Origin of the sequence: uncultured Escherichia sp. (assembly GCF_948475835.1) — a bacterium.
Classification (GTDB): Bacteria; Pseudomonadota; Gammaproteobacteria; order Enterobacterales; family Enterobacteriaceae; genus ECMA0423.
This window is the reverse complement of sequence record NZ_CAOLGM010000026.1, coordinates 29461-42872: the sequence shown is the minus strand read 5'-3', so window position 1 is coordinate 42872 and position 13412 is coordinate 29461. Positions and strand designations below refer to the sequence as shown.

10 protein-coding genes are annotated in these 13412 nt (G+C 53.8%); 5 read left to right on the top strand and 5 right to left on the bottom strand.

Translation table 11 applies throughout. The features are described from left to right. Positions 1–382: 382 nt before the first annotated feature. The gene (gene hokE / locus QZF50_RS07660; protein WP_000956465.1) at positions 383–535 is read left to right on the top strand and encodes a type I toxin-antitoxin system toxin HokE; all 153 of its coding nucleotides are present in this window, start codon (positions 383–385) and stop codon (positions 533–535) included. A gap of 121 nt (positions 536–656) precedes the next feature. On the opposite strand, the gene entD is transcribed toward hokE, so the two are convergent. Both entD and fepA read right to left on the bottom strand, forming a co-directional pair. Next, positions 657–1277 carry an enterobactin synthase subunit EntD gene (gene entD / locus QZF50_RS07655; protein WP_077249546.1) on the bottom strand — a complete coding sequence of 207 codons (621 nt, stop codon included), beginning with the start codon at positions 1275–1277 and terminating at the stop codon, positions 657–659. Positions 1278–1451: 174 nt separating this feature from the next. Further along, positions 1452–3692, bottom strand: coding sequence for a siderophore enterobactin receptor FepA (gene fepA, locus QZF50_RS07650; protein WP_061892178.1), 2241 nt, complete (start codon positions 3690–3692; stop codon positions 1452–1454). Positions 3693–3934: 242 nt separating this feature from the next. Here fepA and fes point away from each other — a divergent pair, with 242 nt between their 5' ends. From fes to wzz(fepE), 4 genes are all read left to right on the top strand, one after another. Further along, positions 3935–5137, top strand: coding sequence for an enterochelin esterase (gene fes / locus QZF50_RS07645; protein WP_000125839.1), 1203 nt, complete (start codon positions 3935–3937; stop codon positions 5135–5137). Between the two features lie 2 nt (positions 5138–5139). Continuing rightward, positions 5140–5358, top strand: a complete 219-nt coding sequence (gene ybdZ, locus QZF50_RS07640; protein ID WP_000885781.1) for an enterobactin biosynthesis protein YbdZ — start codon at positions 5140–5142, stop codon at positions 5356–5358. Beyond that, on the top strand, positions 5355–9236 hold the full coding sequence (entF, locus tag QZF50_RS07635) for an enterobactin non-ribosomal peptide synthetase EntF (RefSeq protein ID WP_001471195.1): 3882 nt from the start codon (positions 5355–5357) through the stop codon (positions 9234–9236). Before ybdZ ends, entF begins: the two co-directional genes overlap by 4 nt. Before the next feature lie 216 nt (positions 9237–9452). Continuing rightward, positions 9453–10586, top strand: a complete 1134-nt coding sequence (gene wzz(fepE), locus QZF50_RS07630) for an LPS O-antigen length regulator Wzz(fepE) (protein WP_000096738.1) — start codon at positions 9453–9455, stop codon at positions 10584–10586. Here wzz(fepE) and fepC read toward each other — a convergent pair. The 3 genes from fepC to fepD are packed head-to-tail and all read right to left on the bottom strand — an operon-like array spanning position 10583 to position 13388. Then, positions 10583–11398 (bottom strand): iron-enterobactin ABC transporter ATP-binding protein, encoded by an 816-nt coding sequence (fepC, locus tag QZF50_RS07625; RefSeq protein ID WP_000140647.1) that lies wholly within the window; start codon positions 11396–11398, stop codon positions 10583–10585. The two genes, wzz(fepE) and fepC, sit on opposite strands and share 4 nt — an antisense overlap. Beyond that, a complete protein-coding gene (gene fepG, locus QZF50_RS07620) occupies positions 11395–12387 on the bottom strand; it encodes an iron-enterobactin ABC transporter permease (RefSeq protein WP_000640978.1) in 993 nt (330 codons plus the stop codon). Before fepG ends, fepC begins: the two co-directional genes overlap by 4 nt. Next, the gene (fepD, locus tag QZF50_RS07615) at positions 12384–13388 is read right to left on the bottom strand and encodes a Fe(3+)-siderophore ABC transporter permease (RefSeq protein WP_001295314.1); all 1005 of its coding nucleotides are present in this window, start codon (positions 13386–13388) and stop codon (positions 12384–12386) included. The genes fepG and fepD overlap by 4 nt, the downstream gene beginning before the upstream one ends. Positions 13389–13412 lie beyond the last annotated feature (24 nt).

Below are 13412 nucleotides of genomic sequence, written 5' to 3'. Positions count from 1 at the left end.
AGGCTGTTCTCGCTTACGAACCGAAGAAGTAGCCGTTGTGCGGGGAGCAATCCCCGCATATCCGGTTGTCAGGTCAGGATGGTAAGGCACCTGCTTTACACTTTCGCCCGCGGTCAGTGATGGCTGCGGGCGATTTCGTTTTAAGAGCAATGATGAGTTTTGCCGACAGAAGTCCGAAACAGGATTCACTGTATAAATAAACAGCTATTTTGTTGAGGAAGGGTAAGATAACGGCGGGTGCCTGAAGCTTTCCGGTTTCAGGTTAACTCTGAGGTCTGGAAAGATGAAGCCCCAGGAGATATTTCTATCAATCCTGGGGCTGCCACTCCGAGCCTCAACAACTCGGATGGTAGTCCCTTCTTCGCATGGAGGCAATATAAACATGCTGACGAAATATGCCCTTGTGGCAGTCATAGTGCTGTGTTTGACGGTACTGGGATTTACGCTTCTGGTCGGAGACTCGCTGTGTGAGTTCACCGTAAAGGAACGTAATATTGAGTTTAAGGCTGTTCTCGCTTACGAACCGAAGAAGTAGCCGTTGTGCGGGGAGCAATCCCCGCATATCCGGTTGTCAGGTCAGAGTGGTAAGGCACCTGCTTTACACTTTCGCCCGCGGTCAGTGATGGCTGCGGGCGAATCGTACCAGATGTTGTCAATTAATCGTGTTGGCACAGAGTTATGACTATTTTTTCTTTTATCTGCCAGTGCACAGCAAACATCTCATTCTCACGATGAATGATGACCTGCTGTTTATTCCAGCTAATTATCTGATAGTCCAGAAAACCTGCATCAGTTTGGATCTCACTTGCCTTAAATGCGCTCTCTTTGGCGGAAAATGCCAGTGTCAGCGCCAGAGAAAAGGCTAAACCGCAGTCTGCGAGTCGCTCGTGTTCTGCTGGTGTAATAATGTTGTCTGTCAATTCGGTCGCTGTTTGCGCAGAAAAAATTTCTTCGATATCAACGCCAATCGGTTGACGGGAAACCACGGCCAATGCCGTAGTCCCACAGTGGCTAATACTGCCGTATACCTCCGCAGGCCAGACAGGTTGGCGTAGCTCGCCGATTGCGGGCACACATTTATAGCCATATTCCCGCAAAGCATAAACAGCAGCGATCCGTCCGGCTAAATGCTCTGTTTTACGTTTACGTCCAGCGTGTTGCAGTTGTGCGTAGTGCGGCAGCCAGAGTAAATCCTGCTCACAAAAATTCGCCGGATCGAACTCAACAAAATGCAGCGTATGTCCGGCAAAGGGGAGGGAGGTATGCGTAGTTTTCATATCGACCATATTCGAGACTGATGACAAACGCAAAACTGCCTGATGCGCTACGCTTATCAGGCCAACATGGTCCTGCAATATATTGAATTGGCAAGATTTTTGTAGGCCGGATAAGGCGTTCACGCCGCATCCGGCATGAACGACGCGCACTTTGTCAACAATCTGACGTTAGCATCAGAAGTGGGTGTTTACGCTCATATACCACGTACGTCCCGGCTCGTTATAGGTATACGCCCCGGCACCGGCGATATAGTTGGCCCCTGCCAAATCGCCCGTGGTCTGGGCATTACCCGCACGCCACAAACGTTTGTCGAACAGATTGTCCACGCCGCCGGTCAGACTGGCATTCTTCGTCACATCCCAGGTCGCGCTCAGGCCAACAATGCTGTAAGGACTAATTTCTTTGGTTTCCGGTCCAACCGCTGGCTGACCTTTATAGTTGTACTTCTTCGGCTGCTGCTTGCCGTACCAGGTGAAGGTCGTTTGCATCGACAAATCTTCCCGTGCCTGCCAGCTCAGCGTTGAGTTCAACGTATACTCCGGGATGATCGACAAACGGTCGCCCGTGGTTTTGTTTTCACTCTTCAGCATATAAGTGATGTTATTGGTCCACATCACCGTTTCGCTAACCGGTACGTTTAACGATCCTTCCAGACCTTCAACCACCGCTTTCGGCACGTTATCCCACTGATAGAGATCGGTGCCGACTGCGTTTTGCCCTACAGCCACATAGCCCGCTTCAATCTTATTGCGATAATCGTTACGGAACCAGGTGACGCCCGCCAGCCAGCCGTCGCGTTTGAACTCCAGACCAATCTCTTTGTTGATGCTGGTTTCTGCTTTCAGGTCATCGTTACCTTGCAGATAGCAGCCGCCCGCGCTGGCATAGCAACCCTGACCTTTACTGTAGAGAATGTAGTTCGGGTTAGTCTGGTACAGGCTCGGTGCTTTATAAGCACGGGCAATGCCCATTTTGAGCGTGAAGTCATCGCCTAAACCTTGCGATATGTTCAGCGCCGGGCTCCAGTTATTGCCGACAATACTGTGATGATCGAAACGCAGCCCCGGCGTTACGATGGTGCTGTCAGTCAGCTCCATGTTGTTTTCGGCAAACAGCGAGAAAATTTCTGCTTTTGAATACGGGCTACGGTCGGTGGCACTCACACCATCAATAGCGCCGCCGGTGTTCGCCCCGGTCAGCGCCTGGGTATTGGAACTCAAGTCCTTCATCCGTTGCTGATTCCACTCCGTACCCAGCGTCAGCGTCTGGTTAACGAGGAAATCAATCGGCAGGTTAACTTCGCTGTGCAGCATCACGTCATCAAGATCGATATCGACGAAATCCTGTGTCGCTTTTTCGTTAAATTTCCCTTCGGTACCGCCCGCCAGACCTTCCGGAATACGCGAGTTACGGGTGTGTTCGTACTGCACCCAGTTGCTGGTGGTCACGCCGTTATCCCAGCCACCGTTCCAGGTCAGCGAGTAGTTCTGGCGATACAGGCGGTTGGTTTCATCGCCATATTTCGAGCGAGTGTAAGCGTCAGAGTTGGTGTTCTGGGTATCGCCCGCATACAGGTTACCCTGGCGGCTGTAACCCGCTTCCAGTTCGAGTGATTGCAGAGGCGCGAAGTCCCAGCGCACCACGCCATTAATATCTTTGTTGATCACCCCTTCGCGCCCGGCTGGTAACGTCGTGGCATACGTTCCGGCACGCGCGGACTGATGGCCCTGGTTGATATCCCACGCGTCAGCCTGGGTTTTGTCGAGGTTGCCATACAAGCGGAAGCTGAATTCGTCGCCCAGCGGACCGGTCAGGCTGAAGTTGGTACGTTTGGTGGCACCTTCCTCTTTATGTTCTGGCGCATTGAAATAAGCATCCCAGGAGCCGTGCCACTCACCACTGCCTTTTTTGGTAATGATGTTAACCACGCCGCCCGCCGCGCCGTTGCCATAACGCGCAGCTGCCGGACCACGCAGAACTTCAATACGTTCAATCATTTCAGGTGGCACCCAGGAGGTATCACCACGGGTATCGCGCTCACCACGCCAGCCCTGACGCACCGAATTACGGCTGCTTACTGGCTTGCCGTCAATCAAAATCAGCGTGTTTTCCGGACCCATGCCGCGAATATCAATCTGGCGGTTATTACCACGCTGACCACTGGTGGAGTTACCGGTCAGGTTAACGCCTGGCATGGTACGGATGATCTCCGACACATCGCGGGCAACTGGGTTTTTGCGGATTTCATCTGCGGTGATGGTCGAAACGCCAGGTGCCTGCAAGTTCTGCTCGGCGGCGGTAACGACAATAGTATCGTCATGTGAAACAGGAGTATCGGTCGGCTCTTGTGCCTGCGCTACCCCATAAATCCCCAGATTGACCAACAAGGCCAGGGAATGAATCTTCTTGTTCATTGTTTTATTCCTGCATTTTTGCCACGAATTGCAACTGTCGGGCATGGTCGTCATCAACACGACGCATCCCGCTACCGCGAAAACCTTTGATCCTGAAAGACACGCAGTGCAGTTGGTTAATTAATGTCCGCGCTTCCCACGGCGCGCCATTACGCTATTGCAAATGCAAATAGTTATCAATAATATTATCAATATATTTCTGCAATCAATGAAAAATTGCACAGTAAACATGGGGTTATGGTGTGACGGCGTTAAAAGTAGGAAGTGAGAGCTGGTGGCAGTCGAAACATGGCCCGGAATGGCAGCGTCTGAATGACGAAATGTTTGAGGTCACTTTCTGGTGGCGTGATCCCCAAGGTTCTGAAGAATACTCGACGATAAAGCGCGTATGGGTCTACATCACTGGTGTGACCGATCACCATCAGAACAGCCAGCCCCAGTCGATGCAGCGAATTGCAGGCACCAACGTCTGGCAGTGGACGACACAACTCAATGCCAACTGGCGCGGCAGCTACTGTTTTATTCCCACCGAACGCGATGACATTTTTTCTGCACCATCCCCCGATCGCCTCGAATTACGTGAAGGCTGGCGAAAACTATTACCCCAGGCAATAGCCGATCCGCTGAATCCACAAAGCTGGAAAGGCGGGCGAGGGCACGCTGTTTCTGCACTCGAAATGCCGCAAGCGCCTCTGCAACCGGGATGGGATTGTCCGCAAGCGCCAGAAACGCCTGCCAAAGAAATTATCTGGAAAAGTGAACGGTTGAAAAATTCACGCCGTGTATGGATTTTTACCACTGGCGATGCAACAGCAGGAGAACGCCCGCTGGCAGTTTTGCTCGATGGCGAATTTTGGGCGCAGAGTATGCCTGTCTGGCCTGTGCTGACTTCGTTGACCCATCGTCAGCAACTTCCTCCCGCCGTGTATGTGTTGATCGACGCTATCGACACTACGCACCGCGCTCACGAACTGCCGTGTAATGCGGATTTCTGGCTGGCAGTACAGCAAGAGTTATTACCCCTGGTGAAAGCTATTGCCCCTTTTAGCGATCGCGCCGATCGCACCGTGGTCGCCGGGCAGAGTTTTGGTGGACTTTCCGCGCTGTATGCCGGACTGCACTGGCCTGAACGCTTTGGCTGTGTATTAAGCCAGTCAGGATCGTACTGGTGGCCGCATCGGGGCGGGCAGCAAGAGGGCGTGTTACTTGAAAAGCTTAAAGCTGGTGAAGTTAGCGCCGAAGGTCTGCGCATTGTGCTGGAAGCGGGTATTCGCGAGCCGATGATTATGCGGGCCAATCAGGCGCTGTATGCGCAATTACACCCCATAAAAGAATCCATTTTCTGGCGTCAGGTTGACGGCGGACATGATGCGCTTTGTTGGCGCGGTGGCTTGATGCAGGGGCTAATCGACCTCTGGCAACCACTTTTCCATGACAGGAGTTGAATATGGCATTCAGTAATCCCTTCGATGATCCACAGGGAGCGTTTTACATTTTGCGCAATGCGCAGGGGCAATTCAGTCTGTGGCCGCAACAATGCGCCTTACCGGCAGGCTGGGACATTGTGTGTCAGCCGCAGTCACAGGCGTCCTGCCAGCAGTGGCTGGAAGTCCACTGGCGTACTCTGACACCGGCCAATTTCACCCAGTTGCAGGAGGCACAATGAGCCAGCATTTACCTTTGGTCGCCGCACAGCCCGGCATCTGGATGGCAGAAAAACTGTCGGATTTACCCTCCGCCTGGAGCGTGGCGCATTACGTTGAGTTAACTGGAGATGTTGATGCGCCATTACTGGCCCGCGCGGTGGTTGTCGGACTAGCGCAAGCAGATACGTTGCGGATGCGTTTTACGGAAGATAACGGCGAAGTCTGGCAGTGGGTCGATGATGCGCTGATATTCGAACTGCCAGAAATTATCGACCTGCGAACCAATATTGATCCGCACGGTACTGCGCAGGCATTAATGCTGGCGGATTTGCAACAAGATTTGCGCGTCGATAGCGGTAAACCACTGGTCTTTCATCAGCTGATACATGTTGCGGATAACCGCTGGTACTGGTATCAGCGTTATCACCATTTGCTGGTCGATGGCTTCAGTTTCCCGGCCATTACTCGCCAGATCGCCAATATTTACTGCACATGGCTGCGTGGCGAACCAACGCCTGCTTCGCCGTTTACGCCTTTCGCTGATGTAGTGGAAGAGTACCAGCAATACCGCGAAAGCGAAGCCTGGCAGCGTGATGCGGCATTCTGGGCAGAACAGCGTCGTCAACTGCCGCCGCCCGCGTCACTTTCTCCGGCACCTTTAGCGGGGCGCAGCGCTTCGGCAGATATTCTGCGCCTGAAACTGGAATTTACCGACGGGGAATTCCGCCAGCTGGCTACGCAACTTTCAGGTGTGCAGCGTACCGATTTAGCCCTTGCGCTGGCAGCCTTGTGGCTGGGGCGATTGTGCAATCGCATGGACTATGCCGCCGGATTTATCTTTATGCGTCGACTGGGCTCGGCGGCGCTGACGGCTAGCGGACCCGTGCTCAACGTTTTACCGTTGGGTATTCACATTGCGGCGCAAGAAACGCTGCCGGAACTGGCAACCCGACTGGCAGCACAACTGAAAAAAATGCGTCGTCATCAACGTTACGATGCCGAACAAATTGTCCGTGACAGCGGGCGAGCGGCAGGAGAGGAACCGCTGTTCGGTCCGGTACTCAATATCAAGGTATTTGATTACCAACTGGATATTCCTGGTGTTCAGACGCAAACCCATACCCTGGCAACCGGTCCGGTTAATGACCTTGAACTGGCCCTGTTCCCGGATGAACACGGTGATTTGAGTATTGAGATCCTCGCCAATAAACAGCGTTACGATGAGCCAACGTTAATCCAGCATGCTGAACGCCTGAAAATGCTGATTGCCCAGTTCGCCGCGGATCCGGCGCTGTTGTGCGGCGATGTCGATATTATGCTGCCAGGTGAGTATGCGCAGCTGGCGCAGATCAACGCCACTCAGGTTGAGATTCCAGAAACCACGCTGAGCGCGCTGGTGGCAGAACAAGCGGCAAAAACACCGGATGCTCCGGCGCTGGCAGATGCGCGTTACCTGTTCAGCTATCGGGAAATGCGCGAGCAGGTGGTGGCGCTGGCGAATCTGCTGCGTGAGCGCGGCGTTAAACCAGGGGACAGCGTGGCGGTGGCACTACCGCGCTCGGTCTTTTTGACCCTGGCACTCCATGCAATAGTTGAAGCTGGCGCGGCCTGGCTACCGCTGGATACCGGCTATCCGGACGATCGCCTGAAAATGATGCTGGAAGATGCGCGTCCGTCGCTGTTAATTACCACCGACGATCAACTGCCGCGCTTTAGCGATGTTCCCAATTTAACAAGCCTTTGCTATAACGCCCCGCTTACCCCCCAGGGCAGTGCGCCGCTGCAACTTTCACAACCGCACCACACGGCTTATATCATCTTTACCTCTGGCTCCACCGGCAGGCCGAAAGGGGTAATGGTCGGGCAGACGGCTATCGTTAACCGCCTGTTATGGATGCAAAATCACTACCCGCTTACAGGCGAAGATGTCGTTGCCCAAAAAACGCCGTGCAGTTTTGATGTCTCGGTGTGGGAGTTTTTCTGGCCGTTTATTGCCGGGGCGAAACTGGTGATGGCTGAACCGGAAGCGCACCGCGACCCGCTCGCTATGCAGCAATTCTTTGCCGAATATGGCGTAACGACCACGCACTTTGTGCCGTCGATGCTGGCGGCATTTGTTGCCTCGCTGACGCCGCAAACCGCTCGCCAGAGTTGCGCGACGTTGAAACAGGTTTTCTGTAGTGGTGAGGCCTTACCGGCTGATTTATGCCGCGAATGGCAACAGTTAACTGGCGCGCCGTTGCATAATCTATATGGCCCGACGGAAGCGGCGGTAGATGTCAGCTGGTATCCGGCTTTTGGCGAGGAACTGGCACAGGTGCGCGGCAGCAGTGTGCCGATTGGTTATCCGGTATGGAATACGGGTCTGCGTATTCTTGATGCGATGATGCATCCGGTGCCGCCGGGTGTGGCGGGTGATCTCTATCTCACCGGCATCCAACTGGCGCAGGGGTATCTTGGACGACCCGATCTGACCGCCAGCCGTTTTATTGCCGATCCTTTTGCCCCAGGTGAACGGATGTATCGTACCGGAGACGTCGCCCGCTGGCTGGATAACGGCGCGGTGGAGTACCTCGGGCGCAGTGACGATCAGCTAAAAATTCGCGGGCAGCGTATCGAACTGGGCGAAATCGATCGCGTGATGCAGGCGCTGCCGGATGTCAAACAAGCCGTTACCCACGCCTGTGTGATTAACCTGGCGGCAGCCACCGGTGGTGATGCGCGTCAGTTGGTGGGCTATCTGGTGTCGCAATCAGGTCTGCCGTTGGATACCAGCGCATTACAGGCACAGCTTCGCGAAACATTGCCGCCGCATATGGTGCCGGTGGTTCTGCTGCAACTTCCACAGTTACCTCTTAGCGCCAACGGCAAGCTGGATCGCAAAGCCTTACCGTTGCCTGAACTGAAGACACAAGCGTCGGGACGTGCACCGAAAGCGGGCAGTGAAAAGATTATCGCCGCGGCATTCGCGTCGTTGCTGGGTTGTGACGTGCAGGATGCCGATGCTGATTTCTTTGCGCTGGGCGGTCATTCGCTACTGGCAATGAAACTGGCAGCGCAGTTAAGTCGACAGTTTGCTCGTCAGGTGACGCCGGGGCAGGTGATGGTCGCGTCAACCGTCGCCAAACTGGCAACGATTATTGATGGTGAAGAGGACAGCTCCCGGCGCATGGGATTCGAAACCATTCTGCCGTTGCGTGAAGGTAATGGCCCGACGCTGTTTTGTTTCCATCCGGCGTCCGGTTTTGCCTGGCAGTTTAGCGTGCTCTCGCGTTATCTCGATCCACAATGGTCGATTATTGGCATTCAGTCGCCGCGCCCTCATGGACCCATGCAGACAGCGACAAACCTGGATGAAGTCTGCGAAGCGCATCTGGCAACGTTACTTGAGCAACAACCGCACGGCCCTTATTACCTGCTGGGGTATTCCCTTGGCGGTACGCTGGCGCAGGGCATTGCGGCGCGGCTGCGTGCCCGTGGCGAACAGGTGGCATTTCTTGGTTTGCTGGATACCTGGCCGCCAGAGACGCAAAACTGGCAGGAAAAAGAGGCTAATGGTCTGGACCCGGAAGTGCTGGCGGAGATTAACCGCGAACGCGAGGCCTTCCTGGCGGCACAGCAGGGAAGTACTTCAACGGAGTTGTTTACCACCATTGAAGGCAACTACGCTGATGCTGTGCGCCTGCTGACGACTGCTCATAGCGTACCGTTTGATGGTAAAGCGACGCTGTTTGTTGCTGAACGCACGCTTCAGGAAGGTATGAGCCCCGAACGCGCCTGGTCGCCGTGGATTGCGGAGCTGGATATCTATCGTCAGGATTGTGCGCATGTGGATATTATCTCTCCAGGGGCGTTTGTAAAAATTGGGCCGATTATTCGCGCAACGCTAAACAGGTAAATTAATAATATCTATAAACCCATAATTACAGAAAATAATTATGGGTTTTTTTATTTGTTTGATTTATAGGTTTGATGAATATTTCTCTTAAATAGAGTGAATGTTGCATTCAGTGGAAGGAATTTACAAACTTCAGCTTCGGATAATTCTCACCAACTGGTAAAGTGAGCGCCGTGGAGATTTTCCCCTATTGGACTCATTTTCAGGTTATACCCCATGTCATCATTGAATATTAAACAGGGAAGTGACGCTCATTTTTCTGAGTATCCTCTGGCGTCGCCCAGTAATAATGAAATTGATTTACTTAATCTAATCGCAGTTTTATGGCGGGCCAAAAAAACGGTCATGGCGGTCATTTTTGCGTTTGCCTGCGCAGGCTTGCTGATCTCTTTCATCCTGCCGCAAAAATGGACCAGCGCGGCGGTTGTCACGCCTCCAGAACCTGTTCAGTGGCAAGAGCTGGAGAAAACATTCACTAAGCTTCGAGTGCTGGATCTGGATATCAAAATTGATCGTACAGAAGCATTTAACCTGTTTATCAAGAAGTTTCAGTCGGTTAGCTTGCTGGAAGAGTACCTGCGTTCATCACCTTATGTGATGGACCAATTAAAAGAGGCGAAAATCGATGAACTGGATTTGCATCGCGCTATTGTTGCATTGAGCGAAAAAATGAAAGCGGTTGATGACAATGCCAGTAAGAAAAAAGATGAACCGTCACTGTATACCTCCTGGACGCTAAGTTTTACCGCGCCAACCAGTAAAGAGGCGCAGACCGTTTTGAGCGGGTATATCGATTATATCTCTGCGTTGGTGGTGAAAGAGTCGATAGAAAACGTCCGTAATAAACTGGAGATCAAAACCCAGTTTGAAAAAGAAAAACTGGCTCAGGATCGCATTAAAACGAAAAATCAACTTGATGCAAACATTCAGCGCCTCAATTATTCACTCGACATTGCCAACGCGGCGGGAATTAAAAAGCCCGTATACAGTAATGGTCAGGCCGTTAAAGATGACCCCGATTTCTCTATTTCTCTCGGCGCAGACGGTATTGAACGCAAACTGGAAATTGAAAAAGCGGTCACTGACGTTGCGGAACTGAACGGTGAATTACGTAATCGTCAGTATCTTGTTGAGCAGTTAACAAAAGCAAATATCAACGATGTGAATTTTACGCCGTTTAAATATCAGTTAAGCCCGTCATTGCCAGTGAAAAAAGACGGTCCGGGTAAGGCGATTATTGTGATCCTTTCCGCGCTGATCGGCGGGATGGTGGCTTGTGGTAGCGTGTTATTGCGCTATGCGATGGCATCCAGAAAACAGGATGCCATGATGGCAGACCACTTAGTTTAACTATTTGCGGTTGAAGGTGCCGTTCGTCCGAGCGGCACCACAAGCGGCGTTCCGGCTACCGGATCGTCAATGATCATGCATCGCAGACCATAAATGCGCTCAATCAGTTCAGCAGTGACAATCTCCTTCGGCGCTCCCTGAGCAACAATTTTCCCTTCCCGCAATGCAATCAAATGGCTGGCGTAACGACAGGCCTGATTAAGATCGTGCAGCACCGCCGCCAGGGTATAGCCTTTCTCGCGGTTCAGTTCGCTTAACAGTTCCAGTAGATCAATCTGATGACTGATATCCAGCCAGGTCGTGGGTTCGTCGAGCAGCATAATTGCCGTTTCCTGGGCCAGCACCATCGCGATCCACGCTCGCTGGCGTTGTCCGCCAGAAAGGGTATCCACGCTTTGATCTGCCAGATGAGTTATTCCCGTGGCCTGCATCGCTTTCGTTACCGCTTCTTCATCCTCTTTGCGCCAGCGGGTAAACAGCGGTTGATGCGGATAACGTCCACGCGCCACCAGCTCCTGCACGGTGATATCGCCCGGCGTGGTAGCATTTTGCGCCAACAGACCAATCCGGCGTGCAACTTCTTTACTGGCGTAATGTTGAATGTGCTCGCCATCCAGCCAGACATGCCCGTGAGCAGGCGTCATCAGGCGGCTTAAGGTACGCAGTAACGTGGATTTACCACAGCCATTTGGTCCGATAATTGCCGTGAAGTGACCATCAGGAATTTCTACAGTCAGATTTTCCGCAACGGTATATTTGCCATATCCCAGGGTTAACTGTTCGCCGCGCAAACGGGCTACTGATTCGGTCATTTTTTGCGAGACTCCTGAATTAACAAGACGATAAGGTAAATACCGCCGAGGCTGACGGTAACGACGCCAACCGGAAGTTGATACGGCATAAACAGTTGTTGGGCGCAGAGATCGGCCGCCAGCAGTAACAGCGCCCCGCACAGCGCCGCCTGGGTTAGCCCCCAGCGAGCGGTGCCGCTAATGCGTCGGGCAATGTGCGGCGCGACTAAAGCAATAAAGGAAATCGGCCCGGCAAGCGCCGTTGCCGCAGCGGTAAGCACCACTGCAACCAGCATCATTAACAGACGCGAACGTTCGACGCTGACGCCCAGCGCGCAGGCGGTATCATCGCCCATCTCCAGCAAGCGCATTCGCCGCACCAGCAAGGTGGCGGCAATGAGCATCAATATAATGATGGGTGTGGAAGGCGAGGTTTTTGCCCACGTCAGGCCGTTGAGCGATCCGGCATTCCACAAACCCGCTGTTAGCGCCGTTTCTAAAGACGCTTTCAGCAACAGCCAGGTATTAAAGGCCACCAGCATGGCGCGAACACCGATACCGATAATAATCAACCGAAAGGTGTCGATGCCGTTACGCCAGGCGAGCAGCCAGACCAGAAGCGAAGTGACAATGCCGCCCACCATTGCTGACAGCGCGATAGCCGTCAGGTCCTGACCAAACAGCACCATCGCCACCAGCACGCCGCTCCACGCCCCGGTGTTAAAGCCCATTACGTCAGGGCTGCCGAGCGGGTTACGCATCAGCGACTGAAAAATCGCACCGCTGACGCCCAGTGCCGCGCCAATCAACAGCGCCATCAGCACGCGTGGTAAACGCCATTCGGTGACCACCATCGTCATACTGCGCGGCGCATCGCCCATCAGCGCGGCGAATACCTGCGAGGTTTCCAGCGTGACGGCACCGCTGCGTAATCCCCAGATACCTGCAACCACACAGGCGGAAATAAGCAGCAAACAGGTGATGAGTAATCGGCGAGAGACGTAAATCATGCACCACCTCGCGTTTTACGTCGCACGAGGAAGATCAGCACCGGTGCACCAATAAACGCACTGACCACAGAAACGCGCAACTCGCCGGGCACAATCACCCGCCCGATGATATCGGCAAACAGCAGCAGGGCAGGGGTGGCGAGTAGCGTGACGGGCAGCGACCAGCGATGATCGGCACCCACCAGCCAACGCGCCATATGCGGCATCATCAGGCCAATAAAGGCAATCGGGCCAACTACCGCTGTCGCACTACCACAAAGCACGGTAATCGCCAGCAGACCAATTAACTGTGTGCGCGCCACGCGACTGCCCAGCGCCGTCGCGGTGTCACTGCCGAGGCTCAAACTGTTCAGCGCGCGACTCAGTAATAGCGCAGTTGCTCCGGCGATCAGCACCGGGATCAGCACCACTTTTAAGGTATGTAGATTGCGAATATCCAGCGAACCGGCTTGCCAGAAACGCAGTTGATCGTAGACGTCAGGATTAAGCAGGGCGATGCCGCTGGTCAGTCCTTCCAGCACCGCCGCCAGCGCCACGCCCGCCAGGGTTAAACGCACCGGACTTAACTGCCCGCCGCCCTGACTGCCGGTAAAGGCAACAATCAATGAGGCCACCAGCGCCCCGGCGAAGGCCATCGCCAGTTGTTCCTGCGCGGATGAGTAACCAAACAGCGCCGCACCCAGCACAATGGCAAAGCTGGCTCCGGCATTCACGCCAAGCAAGCCGGGGTCGGCAAGTGGATTTCGGGTGAGGGTTTGCATCAACGCCCCGGCAAGGCCAAGCGCGCCGCCTGCAAGTAAACCGGCAAGGGTGCGCGGCAGTCGCGCGTCGAGCACGATGGTGCAGTCGGCGCTCTGGCAGGTGCCGGAGAGGGCCTCCAGCACTACGGAAGCGGGGAGTGATTTTGCCCCAATGAGCAGGCTTAATGCCGTCGCGATAATCAGTAATAACAGCAATCCGGGCACGGCAATGGCGCGTGTCACGGCAACAGAACCAGACATACGAACTTCCATGATAATGAAATT

Excerpts from the sequence above, each read along its gene's own strand:
- fepA (WP_061892178.1), bottom strand. The coding sequence starts at position 3,692 with ATGAACAAGAAGATTCATTCCCTGGCCTTGTTGGTCAATCTGGGGATT.
- hokE (WP_000956465.1), top strand. The coding sequence starts at position 383 with ATGCTGACGAAATATGCCCTTGTGGCAGTCATAGTGCTGTGTTTGACG.
- ybdZ (WP_000885781.1), top strand. The coding sequence starts at position 5,140 with ATGGCATTCAGTAATCCCTTCGATGATCCACAGGGAGCGTTTTACATT.
- entD (WP_077249546.1), bottom strand. The coding sequence starts at position 1,277 with ATGAAAACTACGCATACCTCCCTCCCCTTTGCCGGACATACGCTGCAT.
- fepG (WP_000640978.1), bottom strand. The coding sequence starts at position 12,387 with ATGATTTACGTCTCTCGCCGATTACTCATCACCTGTTTGCTGCTTATT.
- fepD (WP_001295314.1), bottom strand. The coding sequence starts at position 13,388 with ATGTCTGGTTCTGTTGCCGTGACACGCGCCATTGCCGTGCCCGGATTG.
- fepC (WP_000140647.1), bottom strand. The coding sequence starts at position 11,398 with ATGACCGAATCAGTAGCCCGTTTGCGCGGCGAACAGTTAACCCTGGGA.
- entF (WP_001471195.1), top strand. The coding sequence starts at position 5,355 with ATGAGCCAGCATTTACCTTTGGTCGCCGCACAGCCCGGCATCTGGATG.